Origin of the sequence: Janthinobacterium sp. NKUCC06_STL (assembly GCF_019345455.1) — a bacterium.
GTDB lineage: Bacteria > Pseudomonadota > Gammaproteobacteria > Burkholderiales > Burkholderiaceae_D > Janthinobacterium > Janthinobacterium rivuli.
The window spans coordinates 81,627-103,998 of the sequence record NZ_JAHKQY010000008.1; the positions used below are offsets into that span (position 1 = coordinate 81,627).

At 62.4% G+C, this 22,372-nt stretch carries 22 protein-coding genes; 6 read left to right on the top strand and 16 right to left on the bottom strand.

Annotated elements, in window-relative coordinates:
• Positions 1-98 precede the first annotated feature (98 nt).
• The 3 genes from KO539_RS22170 to KO539_RS22180 all read left to right on the top strand — a co-directional run bounded on the left by KO539_RS22170 (position 99) and on the right by KO539_RS22180 (position 3,634).
• A complete protein-coding gene (locus tag KO539_RS22170) occupies positions 99-1,442 on the top strand; it encodes an MFS transporter (RefSeq protein ID WP_219311775.1) in 1,344 nt (447 codons plus the stop codon).
• A gap of 86 nt (positions 1,443-1,528) precedes the next feature.
• Positions 1,529-2,206 (top strand): suppressor of fused domain protein, encoded by a 678-nt coding sequence (locus tag KO539_RS22175; protein WP_219311777.1) that lies wholly within the window; start codon positions 1,529-1,531, stop codon positions 2,204-2,206.
• Between the two features lie 87 nt (positions 2,207-2,293).
• Positions 2,294-3,634, top strand: a complete 1,341-nt coding sequence (locus KO539_RS22180; RefSeq protein WP_035828641.1) for a hemolysin family protein — start codon at positions 2,294-2,296, stop codon at positions 3,632-3,634.
• On the opposite strand, the gene KO539_RS22185 is transcribed toward KO539_RS22180, so the two are convergent.
• The 6 genes from KO539_RS22185 to KO539_RS22210 are packed head-to-tail and all read right to left on the bottom strand — an operon-like array spanning position 3,631 to position 8,793.
• Entirely contained in the window at positions 3,631-4,710 is a 1,080-nt protein-coding gene (locus KO539_RS22185) for an AI-2E family transporter (protein ID WP_099403384.1), read from the bottom strand. The genes KO539_RS22180 and KO539_RS22185 overlap by 4 nt on opposite strands.
• 42 nt (positions 4,711-4,752) lie before the next feature.
• Positions 4,753-5,346, bottom strand: coding sequence for an SCO family protein (locus KO539_RS22190; protein WP_219311779.1), 594 nt, complete (start codon positions 5,344-5,346; stop codon positions 4,753-4,755).
• A complete protein-coding gene (cyoE, locus tag KO539_RS22195; RefSeq protein WP_035824745.1) occupies positions 5,343-6,242 on the bottom strand; it encodes a heme o synthase in 900 nt (299 codons plus the stop codon). The genes KO539_RS22190 and cyoE overlap by 4 nt, the downstream gene beginning before the upstream one ends.
• Entirely contained in the window at positions 6,243-7,418 is a 1,176-nt protein-coding gene (locus tag KO539_RS22200; protein ID WP_219311969.1) for a heme A synthase, read from the bottom strand. It lies immediately after the preceding gene.
• Positions 7,419-7,436: 18 nt separating this feature from the next.
• Positions 7,437-8,066 (bottom strand): cytochrome C oxidase subunit I, encoded by a 630-nt coding sequence (locus KO539_RS22205; protein WP_128141324.1) that lies wholly within the window; start codon positions 8,064-8,066, stop codon positions 7,437-7,439.
• Positions 8,047-8,793, bottom strand: a complete 747-nt coding sequence (locus KO539_RS22210) for an SURF1 family protein (RefSeq protein ID WP_219311781.1) — start codon at positions 8,791-8,793, stop codon at positions 8,047-8,049. The genes KO539_RS22205 and KO539_RS22210 overlap by 20 nt, the downstream gene beginning before the upstream one ends.
• A 36-nt stretch (positions 8,794-8,829) precedes the next feature.
• On the opposite strand from KO539_RS22210, the gene KO539_RS22215 reads away from it, so the two are divergent.
• Entirely contained in the window at positions 8,830-9,030 is a 201-nt protein-coding gene (locus KO539_RS22215; protein WP_219311783.1) for a twin transmembrane helix small protein, read from the top strand.
• A 123-nt stretch (positions 9,031-9,153) separates the two neighbouring features.
• Here KO539_RS22215 and KO539_RS22220 read toward each other — a convergent pair whose 3' ends face one another.
• The 7 genes from KO539_RS22220 to KO539_RS22250 all read right to left on the bottom strand — a co-directional run bounded on the left by KO539_RS22220 (position 9,154) and on the right by KO539_RS22250 (position 15,204).
• Positions 9,154-10,014 carry a cytochrome c oxidase subunit 3 gene (locus tag KO539_RS22220; RefSeq protein WP_099403386.1) on the bottom strand — a complete coding sequence of 287 codons (861 nt, stop codon included), beginning with the start codon at positions 10,012-10,014 and terminating at the stop codon, positions 9,154-9,156.
• A 40-nt stretch (positions 10,015-10,054) separates the two neighbouring features.
• The gene (locus tag KO539_RS22225; protein ID WP_034749002.1) at positions 10,055-10,261 is read right to left on the bottom strand and encodes a DUF2970 domain-containing protein; all 207 of its coding nucleotides are present in this window, start codon (positions 10,259-10,261) and stop codon (positions 10,055-10,057) included.
• Positions 10,262-10,270: 9 nt separating this feature from the next.
• Positions 10,271-10,843: a cytochrome c oxidase assembly protein gene (locus tag KO539_RS22230; RefSeq protein WP_099409817.1), complete on the bottom strand. Its 573-nt coding sequence runs from the start codon at positions 10,841-10,843 to the stop codon at positions 10,271-10,273.
• A 1-nt stretch (position 10,844) separates the two neighbouring features.
• On the bottom strand, positions 10,845-10,961 hold the full coding sequence (locus KO539_RS22235) for a cytochrome oxidase small assembly protein (RefSeq protein ID WP_216350353.1): 117 nt from the start codon (positions 10,959-10,961) through the stop codon (positions 10,845-10,847).
• A gap of 53 nt (positions 10,962-11,014) precedes the next feature.
• Entirely contained in the window at positions 11,015-12,619 is a 1,605-nt protein-coding gene (ctaD, locus tag KO539_RS22240; RefSeq protein WP_034784874.1) for a cytochrome c oxidase subunit I, read from the bottom strand.
• Positions 12,620-12,632: 13 nt separating this feature from the next.
• Entirely contained in the window at positions 12,633-13,841 is a 1,209-nt protein-coding gene (coxB, locus tag KO539_RS22245; protein WP_035824734.1) for a cytochrome c oxidase subunit II, read from the bottom strand.
• Positions 13,842-14,307: 466 nt separating this feature from the next.
• Positions 14,308-15,204 (bottom strand): methyltransferase domain-containing protein, encoded by an 897-nt coding sequence (locus KO539_RS22250; protein WP_099379734.1) that lies wholly within the window; start codon positions 15,202-15,204, stop codon positions 14,308-14,310.
• A gap of 84 nt (positions 15,205-15,288) precedes the next feature.
• Here KO539_RS22250 and KO539_RS22255 point away from each other — a divergent pair, with 84 nt between their 5' ends.
• Positions 15,289-16,038 (top strand): ComF family protein, encoded by a 750-nt coding sequence (locus KO539_RS22255; protein WP_219311785.1) that lies wholly within the window; start codon positions 15,289-15,291, stop codon positions 16,036-16,038.
• A 27-nt stretch (positions 16,039-16,065) separates the two neighbouring features.
• A complete protein-coding gene (gene trmL, locus KO539_RS22260) occupies positions 16,066-16,536 on the top strand; it encodes a tRNA (uridine(34)/cytosine(34)/5-carboxymethylaminomethyluridine(34)-2'-O)-methyltransferase TrmL (protein ID WP_035824729.1) in 471 nt (156 codons plus the stop codon).
• A gap of 113 nt (positions 16,537-16,649) precedes the next feature.
• Here the strand turns inward: trmL and KO539_RS22265 are convergent, their stop codons facing one another.
• Genes KO539_RS22265 through KO539_RS22275 form a run of 3 tightly spaced genes read right to left on the bottom strand, consistent with a single transcriptional unit; the run spans position 16,650 to position 22,369 of the window.
• Positions 16,650-17,399, bottom strand: coding sequence for a hypothetical protein (locus KO539_RS22265; RefSeq protein WP_219311787.1), 750 nt, complete (start codon positions 17,397-17,399; stop codon positions 16,650-16,652).
• 17 nt (positions 17,400-17,416) lie between these two features.
• Positions 17,417-18,640: a hypothetical protein gene (locus tag KO539_RS22270; RefSeq protein WP_219311789.1), complete on the bottom strand. Its 1,224-nt coding sequence runs from the start codon at positions 18,638-18,640 to the stop codon at positions 17,417-17,419.
• A 33-nt stretch (positions 18,641-18,673) separates the two neighbouring features.
• Positions 18,674-22,369 (bottom strand): tubulin-like doman-containing protein, encoded by a 3,696-nt coding sequence (locus KO539_RS22275; protein ID WP_219311790.1) that lies wholly within the window; start codon positions 22,367-22,369, stop codon positions 18,674-18,676.
• Positions 22,370-22,372: the final 3 nt, after the last annotated feature.

Here is a 22,372-nt window from a genome sequence, read left to right on the forward strand (position 1 = left end):
ATAATCAATCAAAAGCGATTGTAATGAAGCCTGAGACAAACACGCGCCCATCCCTCGCCGGCAGGGCGCGATCACCATAAAAATACAGGAGCGGCACCATGTCCACGGCAGGCAAGACGATCGATATTCCCGATCTCATCAATAACAACAAGATCGGCTCCTTCCAGATCGGCATGCTGATCCTGTGCGGGCTGTGCGTCATCATGGACGGCTTCGACGTGCAGGCCATGGGTTACGTGGCGCCCGCCATCATCGCCGACTGGCATGTGAGCAAGGCCAACCTTGGCCCCGTGTTTGGCGCTGGCCTGCTGGGCATGCTGGTCGGCTCGCTCGTCTTCAGCATCACGGCCGACAAGTTCGGCCGCCGTCCCGTGCTGATCGGCTCGACCATCTTCTTTTCGCTGTGCATGCTGGTCACGCCGCTGGCGACGACCATCGAACAATTGCAACTGATCCGTTTTATTACCGGCCTGGGCCTCGGTGCCGTGATGCCGAACGCCATGGCGCTGGCTGGCGAATACAGCCCCCTGCGCAAGAGAGTCACCCTGATGATGCTGGTCTCGTGCGGCTTTACCCTGGGCGCCGTGCTGGGCGGATTATTATCCGCCGCGCTGATTCCCGCCTTCGGCTGGCAATCCGTGTTTTACGTGGGCGGCGTGGTGCCGCTGGTGATCGGCGTACTGATGTTCTTCCTGCTGCCGGAATCGATGCAATTCCTGGTGCTGAAAAAACGCAAGCTGGATAAAGTCGCGCAGTGGCTGAAACGCATCGACCCGACGGTGAGCATCACGGCCGACACGCAATACGTCGTGCATGAGAAGGAACACAAGGGCGCGCCCGTGCTGCAATTGTTTACGGGCGGCCGCGCCAAGATGACGATTTTGTTGTGGGTCATCAATTTCATGAACTTGCTGAACCTGTATTTCCTGTCGAACTGGCTGCCAACGATCGCCAGGGAAGCGGGCCTGTCGACGTCCAACGCCGTGCTGGCCGGCACGGCCCTGCAAGTGGGCGGCACCATCGGTACCCTCGTCATGGGCCAGCTGATCGACCGCTCGAGCTTCCGCCGCATCCTGCTGCCGTGCTTCCTCGTTGCCGCCGTGGCCATTGCCCTGATCGGCCGTCCGGATGTGTCGCTGGCCTTCCTCTTCATCACGATCTTCATCGCCGGCTTTTGCGTGGTGGGCGGCCAGCCGGCCGTCAACGCCCTGGCGGCCAGCTATTATCCGACCACCCTGCGCTCGACGGGCATCGGCTGGAGCCTGGGCATCGGGCGCATCGGCTCCATCATCGGCCCCGTGCTCGGTGGCGAGCTGATCCGCCTGAACTGGCCCAACAGCACGATTTTCCTCGTCGTCGCCATCCCCGCCATCGTCTCGGCCGTCATGGTCTTTGCCATGCGCGGCGGGCCGCAAGCGGCCCCCGCCAAGGTAGCGGCCTGAGGCCGGCGCATTGGCCGGTTCAAGCGTACGCCGTCACAAAGTTGCATGTTTTATACTCAAACACTCATCCATTTCAGTGTACCGACATGACCAACCTTGCCAATGACGGCGCCGCAACCAGCCTTCTGGAAACAGCCTGGACCCAGCGCGAAGAAACACTCTACAAAACCCTGTTCGGGGACCTGGGTCCGGGCATCTATCCGCTCAGCATGTCCCTGTTTGAAGAGCTGTTCAACTGTACCGAAGTCGATCCGCGCTGGCTGCATATCGGCGTGTTCGAATGCCCGCCAACACCCACGCGGTCGCATTGGGCCTACGTGTCGTCGGGCCTGTCCAATCCATGGGACGACGAACCGGATGAGGATGAGGAATGGACGGGACTGGGCCGCGAACTGCTGCTGGAATGCCCGCAACAGTCGCCATGGGCGCTGGCGCTGGTGCGCAGGTTCGCCGCTTACCAGATGCTGCTGGCGGCTGGCCGCTTCGGCGACCAGGAACCGCTGGACGCCTGGGACCGCATGTCCGTTGGCGGCCCCATCGATGGCCAGCAGTCCGCGCTGAGCGCCATCATCATAGTGCCCAGCGAACATTACCCGGAAGAATACCAATTGGTCTCGGGAAAATTTGCCTTCCTGCAGATTATCGGCCTCAGCGCCGCCGAGCTGGCGCATGGCCGCGCGCACGACTTCGGGGACTTGTTGCAGACGCTGGGCGAACAGGGCGCCGCGCCGCTGGTGGACGCCACACGCCGCAGCATCGTGTAAAACCGCAGGGCAGATTTGCCGGAAATTAGGATACTGCGCCCTTCGTCGTTTAAGATGTCGTTTTACCAGCCCATCTTCTGCGCCCCCATGCACAATGTCTTGCTAGTCCTGCTCGCCCTCTTCCTGGTCGCGCTGAACGGTTTTTTTGTTGCCGCCGAGTTTGGCATCGTCACCTTGCGGCGCACCCGCATCCGCGCCATCGCCAAGACACAAGGGCTGCGGGGCCGCATCCTGGCCAAGGTGCATGGCCAGCTGGACGCCTACCTGTCCGCCTGCCAACTGGGCATCACCCTGGCATCGCTGGGCCTGGGCTGGGTCGGCGAGCCGGCGTTTGCCGGCTTGCTGGAACCCCTGTTCGGCGCCATCGGCGTCACCTCGCAAGAGCTGATCCACGGCGTGTCCTTCGTCGTCGCCTTCAGCGTGATTTCCTTCCTGCACATCGTCGTGGGCGAACTGGCGCCAAAATCGATGGCCATCCGCAACCCGGAAGCCGTCGGCCTGTGGAGCGCGATTCCCCTGTACGGCTTTTACTGGGCCATGTACCCGGCCATCTACCTGCTCAACGCCAGCGCCAACTGGGTGCTGCGCATGGCGGGCCTGTCCGGCAAGGGCGGCCACGATGCCCATTATTCGTCCGAAGAGCTGAAACTGATCCTGCGCACCAGCCAGCCGGGCGAAAAGTTTACGCGCGACGAGCGCAACATCCTGGCGCAGTCGCTGGATTTCGAGCAGATGACGGTGTCGGACCTGATGCGCCCGATCAATGAAGTGATCGCCCTGCACGCTTCAAACACCCTGGAAGAAAATCTCGACACGGTGCTGCGCAACCGCTTCAGCCGCTACCCGTATTTCGACATGAATGAAGACGACGTGCTCGGTGTCGTGCACCTCAAGGATCTGTTCTTTGCCCAGCAGGCGGGCAAACCGATCGCCTCGCTCACGCCCTTCCTGCGTCCCGTGGACATCATTTCCGCGCGCACGCCGGCATTGGAGCTGTTCCGCCGCTTCCGTGACGGTGCGCCCCACTTCGCGCTGATCGGCGAAAAGGGCAAGCGCCCGCTGGGTTTCATCACGCTGGACAACTTGCTTGGCGCCATGGTCGGTGAAATCCGCGACGAATTCCGCCGCAATGAAAACGACTGGCTCAAGCAAAGCGACGGCACCCTGATCGGCAAGGCCAGCCTGCCCATCTTCTCGCTCGAACGCATCCTCGGCATCGATATCGAAAACGAGGAACTGGGCCTGGACGACGTGGAATCGGTGGGCGGCTTGATCATGGTCAAGCTCGGTGACATTCCGAAGCAGGGCCAGCGCATCACCTTTGTCGACTTCGACATCGTCGTCAAGAAGATGAACGGGCCCCGCATCGTGCTGATCAAGGTGATCCCGAAACAGGAACGCGACCTCGATGCGGACTTACGCGATTAATCTTTTTTCAAGGTAATCGTATCTTTTCCCTGTGGCACGGTGGTCTCTCCCACCGTCCACGTTTGCAGCAAGCTGTACAGCACCGCCAGCAGGGTCGGCCCGATAAAGATGCCGACGAAGCCGAAGGCCAGCACACCGCCCAGCACGCCGAGCAGCACCAGCAAAAAAGGCAGGCTGCTGCCGCGGCTGATCAGCATGGGTTTCACGACGTTATCCACGCCGCTGATCAGCAGCGCACCCCACACCAGCATGAAGATGCCCCAGCCCGTCTGGCCGTCGGTAAACAGCCAGATGGCGGCGCCGCCCCAGATCAGGGGCGGCCCGACGGGGATCAGCGAAAAGATGAAGGTGGCCACGCCCAAGAGCGCCACGGCCGGCACGCCGGCGATCAGAAAACCCACCACGGCCACCAGCGCCTGCGCCAGCGCCGTGCCCAGCAAGCCGTACATGACGCCGCGCACGGTGCGGCTGATGGTCAGGCCCACGCCAGGCGCGCTGTCGCCGATGATGCGGCCGGCACCCGTCATCAAGGCGCGGCTCAGCTGCTGGCCGTCGCGGTAGAGGAAGAAGCTGACGAACACGGCCAGGCTGGTCTGCGCCAGGCCCGTGCCCAGCAGGATGCCGCCCGAGGCGAGGAAGTGGCGCGCCGGTTCCAGCATGGTCTTGCCTAAATTGAGTAATTCCTCGCGGTCGGCGAGCAGGCGTTCCACATAGCCAGCGATGGTTTCGCCCACCACGGGAATGCTGGCCAGCCAGGCCGGCGGGTGCAGGCCGCCCGATTCCAGCGCGGCGCGCAACTGTTCATAGATGCGCGACACATTGTCGGCCAGGTTGTAGGTGACGAGCGCCAGCGGCAGCACGATGACGAGCAGCAGCGACAGGGTCATGATGGCGGCCGCCCAGTTGCGCCGGCCTTTCAGGCGGTCCAGCAGGAGGATGTACAAAGGCCAGCTGGAAATGCCCACGCAGGCGGCAAACAGCATGGCGGCGAGGAAGGGCCGCAAGACGAAAAAGCAGCCGATCAACAGAAAGATGATGGCTGCCAGGCGGGCGTGCGGCTCGAAACGTTTGTCCATGTACTGCATATCCTGAAGATGGCGCCCTGAGGCGCGACCGGGTCAGGATAGCAGAAGTTTAAGATCGTGCGCGATGGCGGCAGGCTTTTCGCCGTGGCGCACGAACAGGCGGATCTTGCCTTCGCGGTCAAAGACATAGGTGCCGGCCGTGTGGTCGACCGTGTAGCTGCTGTCCGTCTCGCCCTCGACCTTGGCGTAATACACCTTGAATTCCTTGGCCACCCTGGCTGTCGCGGCCGCGTCGCCATACAGGCCGACGAAACGCTTGTCGAAGGCGGGCACATACTGCGCCAGCAATTGCTGCGTGTCGCGCTCGGGGTCGACGGTGACGAACAGCACTTGCACCTGCTCCGCCTGCGGACCCATTTCCTGCATCACCTGGGCCATGTCGGCCATGGTGGTGGGGCACACGTCCGGGCATTGCGTGTAGCCGAAGAACACCAGCACCAGCTTGCCCTTGTAGTCGGCCAGGGTGCGCGGGTGGCCCGTGTGGTCCGTCAGCGCGAACTCGCGCGCGTAGCCCAGGCCCGTCACGTCCGTGTTCTTGAAGGCCAGCTTGGGCGCGGCAGGCTTGCCGCAGCCGGCCAGGACGGCGACCAGCGCGGCCGCCAACAACAGGGTCAGGGTTTTTTTCATGTGCCGAGTGGAATGTAATGGTCGACCAGCAAGGCCGCGAACAGCAATGCCAGGTAGATGATGGAAAACGTAAAAGCCTTGCGCGCGATCAAGTCCGTGTAGTGGCGGTACATCTTCCACGCGTAGTACAGGAAGCCGGCGTTGAGCACCACGGCCGACGCCAGGTAGATCAGGCCGCTCATGCGCACGGCGTACGGCAGCAAGGTGGTGGCGGCCAGCGCGATCGAATACAGCCAGACGTGAAATTGCGTGAATTGCATGCCGTGCGTGACGGGCAGCATGGGCAAGCCCGAGCGCGCGTAATCATCGCGGCGGTACATGGCCAGGGCCCAGAAATGCGGCGGCGTCCACACAAAAATGATCAGGACCAGCAGCCACGCCTGCATCGGCACGTCGTTGGCGACGGCAGCCCAGCCCAGCGCGGGCGGCATGGCGCCGGACAGGCCGCCGATGACGATGTTTTGCGGCGTGGCCGGTTTGAGCACCATGGTGTAGATCAGGGCATAGCCGACAAAGGTGACAAAGGTCAGCCACATAGTCAGCGGATTGACGAGGTGATACAGAATCGCCATGCCCAGGCCGCCGATCACCAGCGCGAACACCACCGTCTGCTTGACGGTGATGTCGCCCATGGCCATCGGGCGGCGCGCCGTGCGGGCCATGCGCGCATCGATTTCGCGCTCGGCCAGGCAATTGACGGCAAACGCGGCGCCGGCCAGCAGCCAGATGCCGATGGTGCCGAACACCACCGCGTGCCAGTCAGGCAACTCCTCACTGGCCAGGAACATGCCGATGACGGCGCAAAACACGGCCAGTTGCGTCACGCGGGGCTTGGTCAGCGCCCAATACTGGGCGATGCGGGGGGATGGTTTACGGCTGATGGTCTGAGTAGTCATTTATGCGGTACGGGAAGGACTGGCTTGTGCCGAGGGCACTGGCGCGGAGGCGCAAGCGCGCTTAACATTGCGCGCTACATCGAGTTGGAATTTAGCCTTGTAGTTTAACATGGTCAGCAATAACACGAGCAGCGCCGCCCCGCCGTTATGCATGACGGCAATCGACAAGGGCCAGCTCAGGTAAATCGTCGCCAGGCCCGTGGCCGCCTGCAAGGCCAGCACCAGCGCCACCCAGCGTGCCGTGCCGCGCAAGGACGGCAGCTTCCATGCGCGAAACACGGTATAGCCGATGCCGGCCACCACGATGAAGGCGAAATTGCGGTGCACCCAGTGGATGGCCGTCAGCGCGGAAAACGGCAAATAGTGGCCGGCGGCCGTCTTGCCCAGCTCGCGCCACAGATGGAAACCATGCTCGAAATCCATCTCCGGAATGACTTTCCCGCCGCACAGAGGGAAATCCGTGCAGGCCAGGGTGGCGTAGTTGGTGCTCACCCAGCCGCCCAGCGCGATCTGCACGGTCAACAGCACGAGCGAAAAGATGGCCAGCGCGCGCACGGGGCGCAGCACGGCAGCGTCCGCATCGGCGTGCAGCAGGGGTTTGACGGCATGGTCCTGGCGCCCGCCCAGCCACGTCAGCATGGCCAGCAAGCCCATGCCCAGCAACAAGTGGATGGTGACGATCACCGGCTGCAGTTTTAATGTCACGGTCCAGGCGCCGAACGCGCCTTGCAGGCAGACGAACAAAAACAGCGCCGTCGGCAGAGCCGGGGCGAATTCCGCGCGTTTGCTTTTACGCCACTGGCGCCACGCCTGCACCATCATCGCCACGATCAAGACGCCTATGGCCATGGCCAGGTAGCGGTGCGTCATTTCGATCCACGCTTTCACCACCGTCACGGGGCCCGTCGGCATCAGGGTTTCGGCTGCCACGATGTGCTCGTGCGCGAGGAAAGGATTGGCCGAGCCATAGCAGCCGGGCCAGTCGGGGCAGCCGAGGCCGGAATCGGACAGGCGCGTAAAGCCGCCAAACATGATCAGGTCGACCGTCAAAAAAATGGCGATCCACACCAGCTTGCGGTATTTATTGGCGTCCGCGGACACCCAGACCATGGTCAGCGGCAGCAGCGCCACCAGCAGACCCGTCAAGCCCAGCTGGGCCAGCGCGGAGAGATGCATCGTCGGCATGCAGACTCCTCAACCGATCGCCGAAGCTTTGAGCAGCTTGGCGATGTCTTTCTTGATCTTGTTCGGGTCCGCGTCTTTCGGGAAGCGCATCATCAGATTGCCCAGCGGATCGATCAGGTAGAAATGGTCGCTGGTCTTGCCGCCCGGCTCTACGGGCAGCCACGCTTTCAAGGCGTCGCTATTGACGCGCAGCATGCTGGTGCCATCGAATTCGCGCATCACGAGGGTGTCGAGCGGCTGGGCGTCCGTCACCAGCCAGACTCTTTCCAGGCGCTCGCGCTCCTTGCCCTGCATGAGGCGCAGTTGTTGCATGTCAAACAGTTGCTTCTTGCATGCCTCTTGGCAATCGGACGGCCCTGTCTGCAGCAGCACCCACTTGCCCTTGAACTGGGCCAGCGGCGACGCCTTGCCATCGAGTTCCGTCACCTGCAGCTGCGCTTCCGGTATCGGATACAAACGCGGGTCGATCAGCGCGCCATAGTTGTTGCGGCCCGTGGGCTTGATGATGTAATACGTGAAATACGAAGCGATGATGGGAAACGCGCACACGGCCACGACGGCCAGCAATTTCCAGCGTCCCGTATTTTGTGCCTGTTTATTGCTGCTGTCTTGCGTTGCTTCAGGGTTGTTTGTTTGCACGTCGAAATCCTGTAAAGACAAAAAATAGAAAAGCCATCAGTGCCAGTGCGTACCACTGGAATGCATAGCCGCGGTGCTTGTCGGCGCCCAGGTCCGGCGCCGGCCAGTCGCGCACGGGAAGCTGGCCAGATGCTGGCGCCGTCGCTCCTTCGACTGTTTGTTCGAGAATGAACGGTTGCAAGGCCAGGCCACTGGCCTGTGCCAGCTGGGCAATGTCAGCATTTTGCACGATGGCGTGCGGCGCCAGGGCCGGTGCCGTGCCCAGTTCCATCACATGACCCGCGTTCAGGCGCGCGATGCCGGAAATCGTCACCGTGCCGGCAGGTGTAGGGTAATCGGGAATGCGCGTACGCTCGGCATTATTGCGCGGCAGCCAGCCTTGCGCCACCAGCACGTGCATGGCCGAACCGTCGATCTGGAATGGCGTGAGCACGTGAAAGCCGGCCTGGCCCTTGTAGGGGCGGTTGTCCAGGTACACCGTCCAGGCGGGCACGAAATGGCCCGTGACGGTGACGCGGCGATATTCAATCGCTTGCGCGTCGCTCGGCAGCATGGGCGCGGCCGTCAATGCCAGCGGAGCGGCCAGGTTGCCCGCTTCCAGCCGGGCGGCGCGGGCGACTTTTTCATCGCCACGGCGCTGCTGCCATTGCGCCAGGGACACGCCCAGCGCCACCAGTAGCAGCATTACAACAAATGGAATCCATCTAAAATGGAAGCGGATACGCATTACAATGAAACCTCCTCAAGCCTGGCGCTACCATCCATGAAAATCCTCGTTGCCATTGCCTTCATCCTGATCCTGGGCAGCCTGGGCTCGGCCCTGTTCTTCCTCATGCGCGACAAGGGCAAGAGCAACCGCACCGTGCAAGCGCTGGCCCTGCGCGTGGGCTTGTCGATCACCCTGTTTTTGCTGATCCTGCTGGCGCACAGGCTCGGCTACATACAGCCGACGGGAATTCATTAAGGCCCGACATTGCCTGATTAGCAAATTCTTCACACTAAGAAAAAAGCCGTACCCAGGATCTCCCGGTACGGCTTTTTTTATGGTGCCGGCGCCAGCGCTAACCGCGCGCGCCCTGCCCCGCCATTATAACCAATACACGACCACGTACAGACCCAGCCAGACGACGTCGACAAAGTGCCAGTACCAGGCGGCGCCTTCGAAGCCGAAGTGGTGTTCAGGGGTAAAGTGGCCTTTCAGCACGCGGTACAGGATGACGGACAGCATGATGGCGCCCAGGGTCACGTGGAAGCCGTGGAAGCCCGTCAGCATGAAGAAGGTGGCGCCGTAGATGCCGGACGTCAATTTCAAGTTCAGTTCGCTGTAGGCGTGCATGTATTCGTAGACCTGGAAGCCCATGAAGATGGCGCCCAGCAAGATCGTGGCAAACAGGAACAGGGCCGTCATGCCGCGGTGGCCGGCGCGCAGCGCGTGGTGCGAGATGGTCAACGTGACGCCGGACAGCAGCAGCAAGGCCGTATTGATGGTCGGAATCCAGAACGGCGTCATGGTGGTGAATTCCTGCACCGTGCCGGCCGGGCCCGTATTACCCCAGTGAGCGGCGAAATCAGGCCAGATCACCTTATGGTCGAGGTCGGCCAGCCATGGCATCGAGATGCTGCGCGCATAGAACAGGGCGCCGAAGAAGGCGGCGAAGAACATGACTTCCGAAAAGATGAACCAGCTCATGCTCCAGCGGAAGGAGTGGTCGATGCGCTCGCTGTACAGGCCCTGCTCCGATTCGCTGATGGCGTCGCCGAACCAGAAATACAGCACCAGCAGGATGCCGGCCAGGCCGATGTAGTTCAGGTACGGGCCCCAGGAGACGTCGTTGACCCAGGCCGAGGCGCCGATCATGGTCAGCAGCAGGCTGGCGCCGCCCAGCATGGGCCAGCGCGACGGGCCGGGCACAAAATAATAAGGTACGGCGGCGTGGTTGGAACTCATCATCATCTCCTCAAAAACTTATAGGGTGGTTTTTTATAATTTATAAAACGACGAATTTAACAATTGAAATCAGGATGCCGATCAGGCAAGCCACCACCAGGAAGCCGGCGATGACGATGTGCACGGGATTGAGCTTGGCCGAATCCGTGTCGAAATCGCTCTTGCGGCGCAAGCCCGTGAATGACCACACGACGGCGCGCAGCGAATACAGGAACGACGCTTTTTCAGGCTGCTTGGATTCGCCCATGCCACTCTCCTATTGGACGGCCGGCGTCTGAGCCTGGCTCAGACCGGCAATCTCGAAAAACGTGTACGACAGGGTGATGGTTTTCACCTCTTTCGGCAGGGCCGGATCGAGAAAAAACACCACCGGCATCTGCCGCGCTTCCTTCGGTTTCAAGGTCTGCTGCTTGAAGCAGAAGCACTCGACCTTCTTGAAATGCGGCGTGGCGCTCTGCGGCGCATAGCTGGGGATGGCTTGCGCGTTGACGACGCGGTTTTGCGTGTTGACCACTTCATACATGACGGTCACCAGTTCGCCCGGATGCACCTGCATGCTCGACACGGTCGGGCGGAAGCGCCATGGCCCCTGCGCATTGCCGTCGAACTCGACGGTGATGCTGCGCGTCGTGTCGACCTGCGTATTGTTGTCGTAAGCTACCGTGCCATCTTTTTGCGTCAGCACGTTAATGCCCATCACTTCGCAAATCTGCTTGTAGACGGGAATCAGGGCATAGCCAAAGCCGAACATCAGCACGGCAATGACGAGCAGCTTGCCCAGCATCTTGCGGTTCAGGCCGCGTGTTTCCTGTTGGTGGGGCGTCGTCACGTCAGAGCCACATGCGCTTGACGAACACGGACAGGAAGAAGAAGGCCGCCAGGGCCCCCAGTATCAGCCCGGTACGCAGGTTGTTCGGTTTTTTACGCTCAGTTTTCACTTCGGTCATGACAGGCACTTTATTCAAGACGGGCCGCGCAACACGCCGGCCCGGGATACCCATTATTTCACTGTCGGCGGCGTTTCAAACGTGTGGAAAGGCGCCGGGCTCGGCACGGTCCATTCCAGGCCTTCCGCGCCTTCCCATGGTTTCGCTGGCGCAGCCTTGCCGCCGCGGATGGTCGGCAAGACCACGAAGAACAGGAAGTACACCTGCATCAGGCCAAAACCGAAGCCGCCGATCGAGGCGATCATGTTGAAGTCCGTGAACTGCGCCGGATAGTCGGCGTAGCGGCGCGGCATGCCGGCCAGGCCCAGGAAGTGCATCGGGAAGAAGGTCACGTTGAAGGTGATCAGCGACAGCCAGAAGTGGATCTTGCCGCGCGTCTCGTTGTACATGTGGCCCGTCCATTTCGGCGACCAGTAATAGAAGCCGGCGAACAGGGCGAACAGCGAACCGGCCACCAGCACGTAGTGGAAGTGGGCCACCACATAATAGGTATCCTGCAGCTGGATGTCGATCGGCGTGACGGCCAGGATCAGGCCCGTGAAGCCGCCCATGGTAAAGACAAAAATGAAGCCGACCGAGAACAGCATCGGCGTCTCGAACGTCATGGAACCCTTCCACATCGTGGCGATCCAGTTGAACACTTTGACGCCCGTCGGCACGGCGATCAGCATGGTCGCGTACATGAAGAACAGCTGGCTGGTCACCGGCATGCCGGTGGTAAACATGTGATGCGCCCAGACGATGAAGGACAGAATCGCGATGGAAGCGGTAGCGTAGACCATCGACGCATAGCCGAACAGCGGTTTGCGGGCAAACGCGGGCAGGATCTGCGAGACGATGCCGAAAGCCGGCAGAATCATGATGTAGACCTCGGGGTGGCCGAAGAACCAGAAGATGTGCTGGTACATGACGGGGTCGCCGCCGCCTGCCGCGTTAAAGAAGGAGGTGCCGAAATGGCGGTCCGTCAGGGTCATGGTGATGGCGCCGGCCAGCACGGGCATGACGGCGATCAGCAGGTAGGCGGTAATGAGCCAGGTCCAGCAGAACATCGGCATTTTCATCAGGGTCATGCCAGGCGCGCGCATGTTCAGGATGGTAACGATGATGTTGATCGAGCCCATGATGGACGAGGCGCCCATCAGGTGCATGGCAAAAATCGCCATGTCCATGCCAGGGCCCATCTGCGTCGACAGCGGCGCATACAGGGTCCAGCCGGCAGCCGTGGCGCCGCCCGGCACGAGGAAGGACGTGGCCAGCAAGATCGCGGCCGGTGGCAGCAGCCAGAACGAGAAGTTGTTCATGCGGGCAAAGGCCATGTCGGACGCGCCCACTTGCAGCGGGATCATCCAGTTGGCGTAGCCGACGAAGGCCGGCATGATGGCGCCGAACACCATCACCAGGCCGTGCATGGTGGTCAGTTGATTGAAAAATTCCGGGTGAAAGAATTGCAAGCCTGGGTGAAACAGTTCCGTACGGATCATCAGGGCCAGCACGCCGCCCGACAGCAGCATGATGAACGAGAACCACAGGTACAAGGTACCGATATCCTTGTGGTTGGTGGCAAACAGCCAGCGGCGGTAGCCAGTCGGGTGGTCGTGGGCATGGTCGTGATCGTGACCGGCGTGATCCAAGGTGCTAGTGCTCGTGCTAGTACTCATATACGGCTCCTAATTACTTGCGTGCAGCCACGATTTCGGCTGGTTGAACGATGTTCTCTGCGGCCTTGTTCGACCAGGAATTGCGCGTGTAAGTGATCACTGCGGCAATTTCCGTGTCGGACAGCTGTTTCCAGGCTGGCATTTCAGCGGGATACTTGCCGCTCTTTTGCCCGTTCAGCAAGACGTGGATCTGTTCCGCTTTCGGGCCGTTCACCACGGCCGAACCGTCCAGCGGCGCGAACGCACCGGGCACGCCCTTGCCGGTCGCCTGGTGGCAGACCACGCAGTTGGCCGCATATACTTTCTCGCCCTTGACCTTCAATTCGTCGATGGTCCACACCTTGCTTGGATCATCAGCCAATGCCGCCATTTCCTTTTGTTTTACATCAACCCAGGCCTTGTAATCTTCGTTTGACACGACCTTGACGACGATGGGCATGAAGGCGTGTTCCTTGCCGCACAGCTCGGCGCAATTGCCGCGGAAAGTACCGATATGGTCAGCCTTGAACCAGGTGTCGCGCACGAAACCGGGAATCGCATCCTGCTTGACGCCGAAGGCGGGCACGGACCAGGCGTGGATGACGTCGTTGGCCGTCAGTACCACGCGGATCTTCTTGTTGACCGGCACGACGACTTCGTTGTCGACTTCGATCAAGTAGTTTTCGCCGCGTTTTTCCGTCGGCGGCACGCCTGGCGCGCCCACTTGCGAGCGCGGCGTGGCCAGGTTGGAAAGGAAGGAAATGCCTTCGCCCTCGCCTTTCAGGTAGTCATAGCCCCATTTCCACTGCATGCCGGTGGCCTTGATGGTGATGTCGGCGTTCGAGGTATCTTTCATGCCGACGACGGTGCGCGTGGCAGGCAGGGCCATGCCGATGACGATCAGGAAAGGCACGACGGTCCAGGCGATCTCGACGGTGGTGCTTTCGTGGAAAGTGGCCGGCTTGTGGCCCAGGGACTTGCGGTGCTTGAAGATGGAATAGAACATGACGCCGAACACGGCCACGAAGATCACCAGGCAGATGATCATCATCAGGGTGTGCAAATCGTAGATTTCATGGGCGATCTGTGTCGCCGGCGGTTGCAGATTCATTTCGAACGGCACGGGACCGCCGGTGCCGGGATAGGTGCCGGCAGCCGGTGCCGCCGTGGCCCATCGCCCGATGCCAAACGCTGTCAAAGACAGCCCGAGCAGCAACGATTGAAGTCGCTTTGCATGTGTCATGTTTTCCCCAACCACCCAAAAAATAATGATATTTTAAACGGCTGCGGACTTCTCCGTACTGGACCGCTGCCGCTCCTCCATGAAAGCAACACGGCCAGAATGCGGCCATGTGCGTCAAGCACCAGCGAATTCCATGCTGGCTGCCGACGCCAAAACGCTGACGGACAACCATGCTGGAACCCTGTTTTTCTTCCTCACATCGAAATGGCCTCGTGTGGAAGATGGTTACTATACTAATGCAGTAACTTCGAATTCGTCTCGCTTTGTTTTTTTTATTTTGTATGCAGCCCTTGTTTTTTACACTTATTAAGCTGACAAACAATCAACGATTATAATCAAGTAAACTTGAATCCATCAAGCAATAATCGGCTTTGTGCATGCCCTTCTGCTGGCCGCCGCGCGCTTTGCAACGCTTGCTGCAACATTAACGCGCGGATGGCGACCAAGTGTCGGTTTCTTTAGCCTTTTATTTGGGTTTGCGCGGCAAATCAAAGCGGATGATCGCCTCGCCATTGCGCGTCACGCGCGGCGCCGGACGGAAGGCGTGGCCATAGATCACCTCGAAACTCAGGCCCAGCTTGCCGTCGGGACGGCGCATTTTTTCCAGCGCGGCCAGCATGCGCTGCCAGGCCGCCTTGCCCATCAGGCCGCGCCGGCGCGTGGTCAGCGGGTTGCCGCCAAAGGCGCGCACGTCCGCCAGCAGTTTTTCCGCCGTATCGTAGGTCACCGTAATGATTTCCATATCCAGCACGGGCGTGGAAAAACCCGTCTCGACCAGCATGTCGCCAAAGTCGTGCATGTCGACAAAGGGCAAGGCGTGCGGATATAAATCGGCCTCGGCAAAGGCATCGCGCACTTCGCGGAAGGTGTCGGGACCGAAACAGGAAAACATCAGCAAGCCATCGAGGCGCAAAGCGCGCCGCCATTCGGCAAACACGCGGTCGGGTTGCGCGTGCCAGTGCAGCGCCAGATTCGACCACACGAGGTCGATGCTGCCCTGCGCCAGCGGCAAGTCGCCCAGGTCGCCGCACAATAAATCCACGCCCGCCTTGGCCGGCAGCAGTTTACTGAGAAACTGGTTCAGGCTGGCCAGTTTCGACGCGGGCGCGCGCGCCGCCTGCATCATCGCTTGCGCTGCATCGAGACCGATAATCTGCGCAGCGGGATAATCCTTTTGCAACTGCGCCAGGTCCGCGCCCGGGCCGCAGCCGGCGTCGAGCACGCGGTGCGGCGTGATTTTCACCAGCTCCAGGCGCTCGTGCATGCGTGCCGACACTTCGCGGCGCAGGAAGTCCGACGGCGCGACGCGCGCCGGACGGGAAAAGAAATCGCGTACTTGCACCGCATCGATGGGCGCACTCATTTTGGGTGGATTGGCGGGAACAGGCATGTTGAAACCGGTGAGGTGAGATAATGTCGGCAGTGTACATGGAACGACGCCATCGCGATGCGGACGGCCACCCGGCACCGCCTTGAAGCCGCCTGGCAGGCGCTGCGCCAGTGGCTGGGTGCCACGGTGCTGCCGGCCCAGTGCGCGCTGTGCGGCATCGGCTGCCCGCAAGTGCTGTGCCCGCCCTGCCGCGCACAATACCTCGGACAGATCCAGCCGCGCTGCCGCCAGTGCGCCAATCCGCTCGACGATGTGGCAACGCTGTGCGGACGCTGTTTGCGCCACAGGCCCGCGTATGACGCCACCGTCACGGCATTTGATTATGCGGCGCCCGTCGACCAGTTGCTGCTGCAACTGAAATTCGGCGCGCGCCTGGCGCTGGCGCCCCTGTTGGCAGAGCTGCTGCATGTTGCCATTCAGCAACAACCAGTGTGGGAGGCGCCGCAACTGCTATGTCCCGTGCCGCTGGGCCCGGCCCGGTTGGCCGAGCGGGGTTTTAACCAGGCGCTGGAAATTGCCCGCCCGCTGGCGCGCCTGCTGGACGTCCCTTTACAGCCCCGCCTGGCGCTGCGCGTGCGCGACACCCGGGCGCAAAGCGGCGTGGCGCCGCAGGAACGGCAAGCCAACCTGGCGCACGCGTTCGCCATCGCGCCGGAACACGCGCCGTCATTGCAAGAGTGTCATGTGGGCATCGTCGACGACGTGATGAGCAGCGGCCATACCGTCAACGCCCTGGCGGCCGCCTGCAAGAGCGCAGGCGCAGCCAGGGTCAGCATACTGGTGGTGGCGCGCACGCCGCCGCATTGAATTAGTTATATATATGAGGAGAGCATTTTGTTTCACGTAGTTTTGGTAGAACCTGAAATCCCGCCCAATACGGGCAACGTCATCCGCCTGTGCGCGAACACGGGCGCGCAGCTGCACCTGGTCGAACCGCTGGGCTTTCCGCTCGACGATGCCAAGATGAAGCGCGCCGGCCTCGATTACCACGATTACGCCAAGATGAAGGTGCACAAGAACTGGGACGCGTTCCTGGCCGACACCCAGCCCGACCCGGCCCGCATGTTCGCCATGACCACGCGCGGCTCGCGCCCGTTCGGCGACGTGGCCTTCCTGCCGGGCGACGTATTCGTGTTCGGCTCGGAAACGAAAGGCCTGGACCCGGCCCTGCGCGACGGTTTTCCCGCCGAGCAACGCATCCGCCTGCCGATGCGCCCGGACAACCGCAGTTTGAATTTATCGAATACGGTGGCCGTGGTCGTCTACGAGGCCTGGCGCCAGCACGGCTACGCCGGCGGCGCGTAGGTCGGATTAGGCCCAAGGGGCCGTAATCCGACAACATTGTTGGCGTTAGTGGTGTTGTCGGATTACGCGGGGCTTTACCCCGCTAATCCGACCTACTCGTTTGCATACGGCGATCAGCGCAGCGCCAGCTGCGCGTCAACGCCCGTATCCGCATCCAGCATCACCAGCTGCGTGCGCAGGTCGCGCGTGGCGGCCAGCTTGCCGTTGACGTACAGATTCGTCCTGACGCCATACACGCCTTGCGATACGCCTTCCGGAAAGGTCAGCTGGAACGAGTTTTCAAAGCGCCCGCCCGACTTGTTGTTGCTGGCCAGGGCCTTCGAGCCGGACTTGAATGGCTGGCCTTGCGGGTCGAGCACCACCAGCTCTTCGCGCACGTCGGTGACGCTTTGCGCGCTGCCGTTGACCAGCTCCACCACGGAATTGACCTTGAACGGCTGGCCGCGCTTGACGGTCGACGCGCTCAGCTGCGGCGTGTACGACACCACTTGCGGCTCGCGCGGCAGCGCGCCGCGCGTGCGGATGTAGTCGCGGTCCGCCTGCGCCGCCGTCTTGGTCTGGCGCGAATTGACATTGATGGCCAGGCAACCGGCCGCCGCCAGCCCCCCGCCGATGGCCGCGCCCTTCAGCGCAGCATTCTTGCCGCCCGCCAGCGCGCCCAGCAATGCCCCCACGGCTGCGCCGGCCGCGGCCGTCGCGCCCATGCTGCACGGGTCATCGTCCGTTGCCGCCTGGCTTCCACCTTGCGGATAGGAACCGTCCTGGCGCACGCCGTTCGGGCTCATCGGCGCCGTGGCGCAGCCGGCCAGCATGGCCGCGATGGTCAGCGCGGCAGCCGCGCGCACAGTGGTGTGGTTCAGCATGTTGACTCCCAGGATTGCTAATTGATCGTTGTTTCCGTCTGCAGCACTTGCCGTTCGCGCTCGCGGATGCGGCGCGACAGATTGTCGATGCGCGCATTGCCCGGATCGACGCGGCGCGCGCTTTCCAGATACGTCTTGGCCGCATCGAACTTGCCTTCCAGCAAAGAGCGCTCGGCATCGCGCAAGAACGATTGCGCCATTTCGTTGCGCATGGCCGCGCCGCTATCGACGGGCGACGTTTCCAGCGGACGGCGTTCGGCCACCGCTGAACGTTCGACCGCGCGCGCGGGCGCAGGTTCCTGCTGTGCCGACGTCGCCACTGGCACAGGCGTTGAAACGGGCGCCGGCGCAGGCTCCGCGACCGCTGACAACGCCTGCACGTCGGCCTTCAACTGCGGCAATTCCACCGCTTCGCGGTCGATCGCTTCCAGCCTGGCGATGCCATTTCTTGCTGCCGTCGCATCCTTGCCATCGAGCGCCTGGCGCACCCCGACCAGCACGGACGCGGCTGCCGCCTGCTGGCGCGCCAGCTGCTTGCGCAAGGAGTCGACGCTCGATGCGCCCGCGCAATCGGCGTCGAGCGCGGCGATGCCCTTGGCCGCGCTTTGCAATTGATGGCCGTCGATGGCGCGCTCGATGGAACGCACGCCGCGCTGGCAACCGCTGGACGCGGCGCCGGCCTTGCCGATGGCCGCCTGCAAATCGTCGGCCTTGGCGCTGGACTTGCCCGTACACACATTCTTCGCCGTCGCCAGCTTCTGCCGGGCGCCGTCCAGGCTACCGTTCGCTACCAGTTTCAAACCGCTGTCGATGGCGTCGTTGCAGGCCGACTCATTCTTGCCGCCCGGCTTGCCGTTCATGTAGACGATCACCAAGGCCAGCGCGGCGATGCCACCGAGCCAGCGCAGCCACTTGCGCGGCGGCGATGACCGTTCGGTTGATGCCGGTGGCGCTGCCGGCACGGGCTTGGGCACGGCTTTCGGCTGGGCCGGCTGGGCCTGTTTCGCTGGCGCCGGCGGCGGCACGGTAGCCTGCTTCGGCGGTGCTTTCGGCGCAGGCGCAGGCGCCACCGGCACAGGCGGCGGCTTGGGCGCTACTGGCGGCGGCACCGGTGCTGGCACAGGCAGCGGCGGCGGCACGGCCGCAGCTGGCCTGGCAGCGCCCGCCACCGCGTGACCGCAGTACGGGCAATGGCTGACAACGGTCCACAGGCCCGTCTTGCATTTGTTACAGATATCCAAAACTAATCCTTCATTCCAACGTCATTCCAGCGTTCACAGGGGCGGCGGCATCAACGGTGGCGGCGCGCTGAGGAACAGGGGCGCCAGTTCCGGGAACTGGGCCAGATCGGCCCAGGCCGGCAAGCCGGCGCGCCACACCTTGGTGGTACCTGGTGCGACCTGCCCCGCCTGTACGTACTGCACGATCTGCTGGGCCGTGAACGGTCCCTGCTGCTGGCCATTGATGCCCAGGAAATACTGGTATTCCACCAGCGGCGGCGGCATGCCGCCCAGCGGTGGCGGCGCCATGCCGAACACTGCCGCCGGGGCAGCGGCCGCGCCGGCCGGGCGCAGCAATTGCTCGAGACGCCCCGCTTCCAGCATTTCCCCCTTGATCGCATACTTTAAGCGCGGCTGCCCGTCCGCTTCCGGCTCGCGCACTTCCCAGTCGTAGGCGTCGCTGTCGGAGTCGCCGATGACGTTCGCCCACTCCTTCAAACGGCCCAGCAAGGCTTGCACCGTGCGGTCGAGCTCGTCGCTGGCCATGCCCTTGCGGCGCGCCGACTCGCGCAGGCGCGCGCCCACTTCGGCGGAAATGGCGCTGCCAAAACCGACGTACGGCAGTTGTGAGCCGTCGGCTTGCGCCACCAGCTTGGGCGCATATACGGTGCGCTCATAGTATTTTGCCAGCGCGGCCATGGCCGCTGTCTGCACGGCGTCAAGCGCCGTCAATTTTTCCTCGATGCGCAGGGCGATATTTTTCTCGTACGAAGCGGGCATGCCGTTCTGGCGGATGGCCCGTTCGTTGCCGATGCGGCGCAAGTCACCCGGTTCGACGGCAAACTGGTACTGGCCCGGCGGCACGACCCGGCCCGTGTGGCGCGTCAGCACGCCCAACATGATCGCTTGCAGGAATTCGCCGAAATCTTCCGCCAGGCGTTTCATTTCATCCGTGTTCGGCGCGATCGGATGCGTAAATTGCGTCGGATCGATGTGCGTGTGGGTCGGCGCCTTGTCGTTGTCGCCTTCCTTGCGGTAACTGGTACGCCAGCCTTCCAGGCCGCGCAGCACCGTCATCGGCACGCCAGCCAGCTCGCAATAGCAGACGGCGCGCCCGCGGATGCCCGTCTCGACGATTTCCAGCTGGCTCACCGTGATGCCCACTTGGGTCGGCACACACGACTCGAGTTCGGCGCCGAACTTCGCCTTGAAGGCGGCCGCGTTGGCCACGCCGATCACGCACTTGAACTGGTCCGACACAACAGTGAAGTCACCGGCCATATTGGCGTCGATCCACGGCATGGAGCAGGCCAGCAGCTTGCGGAAGCGGTCCAGGCGTTCGGACACATCCATCTGTTCCAGCGCTTCGAACAGCGGGTCGGGCGTGCTCGTCGCGCCTTCGGTCAGGCCTGCCGTGGCGATCATGTTTTCCGCCATGCGCGTGACCTTGGCCAGGATCAAGCCCCGCTGCGCCGGTTCGCCCAGCATGGGGAACAGCGCTTTCGAGCCGCCCATGTCCTTGAACGCTTCATCGGCCCACTGGCGCAAGGTGGCCGCCGACGGCAGCGCGATGTCTTTTTCCGTGACGGGAATGACGATCAGGGTCGCGTGTTCCTTGTCCAGGTCCTTTTGCAGGATGGTATTGGCCGTTTTGAGTTCCGCCAGCATGGCCAGCACACCTTCGCGTCCCGTTTGCAGCTCGCCCACGAGGCCATTCCACTGCGCGCGGCCCTGTGCGTCGACGCCGACCCGGTTGCCCAGCCAGCGCGACAGTTCGCCCAGCAGGATGACGGACTCGTCCGCCGCCTTGGCGCGCAAATGGAATTTCAGGGCATTCGCCATTTCCGTGCGCAAATGGTCCATCACGACGCCCGCCTGCTTTTCGCCATTGCTGAGGAAGCCGAAGGTGCTGCGCGTCTGCTCCAGGTTGTTCAACAGGCGCTCGTATTCGCGCGAGCGCACGGCTTCCTTGATTTCGCGGTAGCGCTCGGCATTGTTGCCGATCTGCGCCGTCAAGCCGCTGCCCGGCGCCTCGATGCGGTCCTTGATCTGTTCCACCAGCGACAACACGTATTCCAGGCCGCCGAATTCCTTGTTGTCCAGGTAGCCATACAATTGGTCGCGCACGACTTTCTTGACGTCTTCCAGCACTTCGCGGCGGCGCTTGCTGATGCGGTCTTCCGTCGTGTCGGCCGTGGAATCCTGGTCGCGCACGGCGTCACGTTCCAGGTGCTTCATGGCGTCGCGCACCTGCGCCGGCCATTCGCTGCGGTCAAAGCCCGTGCGGATATCGTTGATGCGCGTATTGACCCGGTTTTCCACGCCGGCCAGCAAGTGGCCGTGGCGGTCTTCCAGCAATTCGTCGACGACGCGGAAATCGATGAAGTCGCCGCTGGAACGTTTCAGTTCGATGCTCTTGTCGGAAAACTCGGGGAAGTCGCTGAACGGCGTGCCCTTCAGGAACATATTGGCAGCCAGGAAATTATCGCGCTGCGTATCCGTGGCGCGGTTGGCGCCCGCATCCGTGCCGCCCACGCCAAAGAACGCTTGCAGCATGGCGCCGGCCCAGCGGTGAGCCCGCTCGTCGCGCGCCGCTTCCTGGCGCGTATCGAGCACAGCCATGCCAAACGAGGAAAAGCGCTTCGAGAAATACAGGCGCATGTCGCCGAAGCGGTCTTGCGGCACGGGCGCGTTGTACAGCGAGTTCTTGTGCTGCGCCTGGTTGACGGCGATCGAGCGCTTGGCGCGCGCGAAGTCGGCCGAGGCGAAATCCTCGAACAGCGAATCGGCCACCATGTGGTACACGTCGCTGACATCCTTGGTGTGCTGCTGAGCCAGGTTGCCCGAGTCGATCAGGTAGACTTCGCTGTACGGCTCGCGCGTCAGTTCCGGACGGTCATACGCATCCCAGCGGCCCACATAGCCCTTGTTGCCCATCATCGCCGATTCCAGCTCCATCAGCGCCGCATAGCCGTTGGCCTCGACCCGATCCTTGTTGGCCTTGGTGTAGCCGGTCGGCAAGAACAGCATCAGCTCGACGTCGGCCGCGCCTACTTCGCTGCGCGCCAGCCAGCGCGCCAGCAAGCCCATGTCGAGGAAGGAACCGGAACCCGTGCCGCCGGCCACGGAACCGACGATGACGATGCGGAAACGGTTCGTTTCCATGCGCAAACCCAGCTCGGCCAGCTGGCGCTCATGCGACAGGCCCGCCTTCAACGCTTTCAGCTTCAAGCGGATCTTGTCGCGGATCTTGGCATATTTATCGAAGAAATACAGGCGCGACACGGCGCGGATCTGGCCGGCGCCGCTGCTCATGTCGAAACGCAATTCGCGGATGCGCTGCGGCGTCAACGGCAGCCATTCCTTGATGTGCGGATATTTCTCCAGAGAATCTTCATCGCGGCTGTACTTGTCCATGTCGAACGATTCGACCACCTTGTCATCATCCGTGAACTTCACCTGGTCGAACTGCAAGTCCTTCGCCTGCGACTCGCCGCTTTCGATCACGGCGCCATTGTCGAGGTCGAAATGGATGAATTGCGCGATGGGAAAGTCGGCCAAGCCCTCGATGCGCGTGCGGTTGCCCGCGCCGCCCCACAGGGTGTTGAGGACGCGCCGGCGCACGCGCATCAGCACCTGCATGCCCGTGCCGCCGATGCCGATGAACAGGGTCGGGCGCAGTTCGATGATCTTGTCCTGCTTGCGCTCGCTGGCGCCGCCGGTGATGGTTTGGTTCAGGTTCTCTGCCATGGT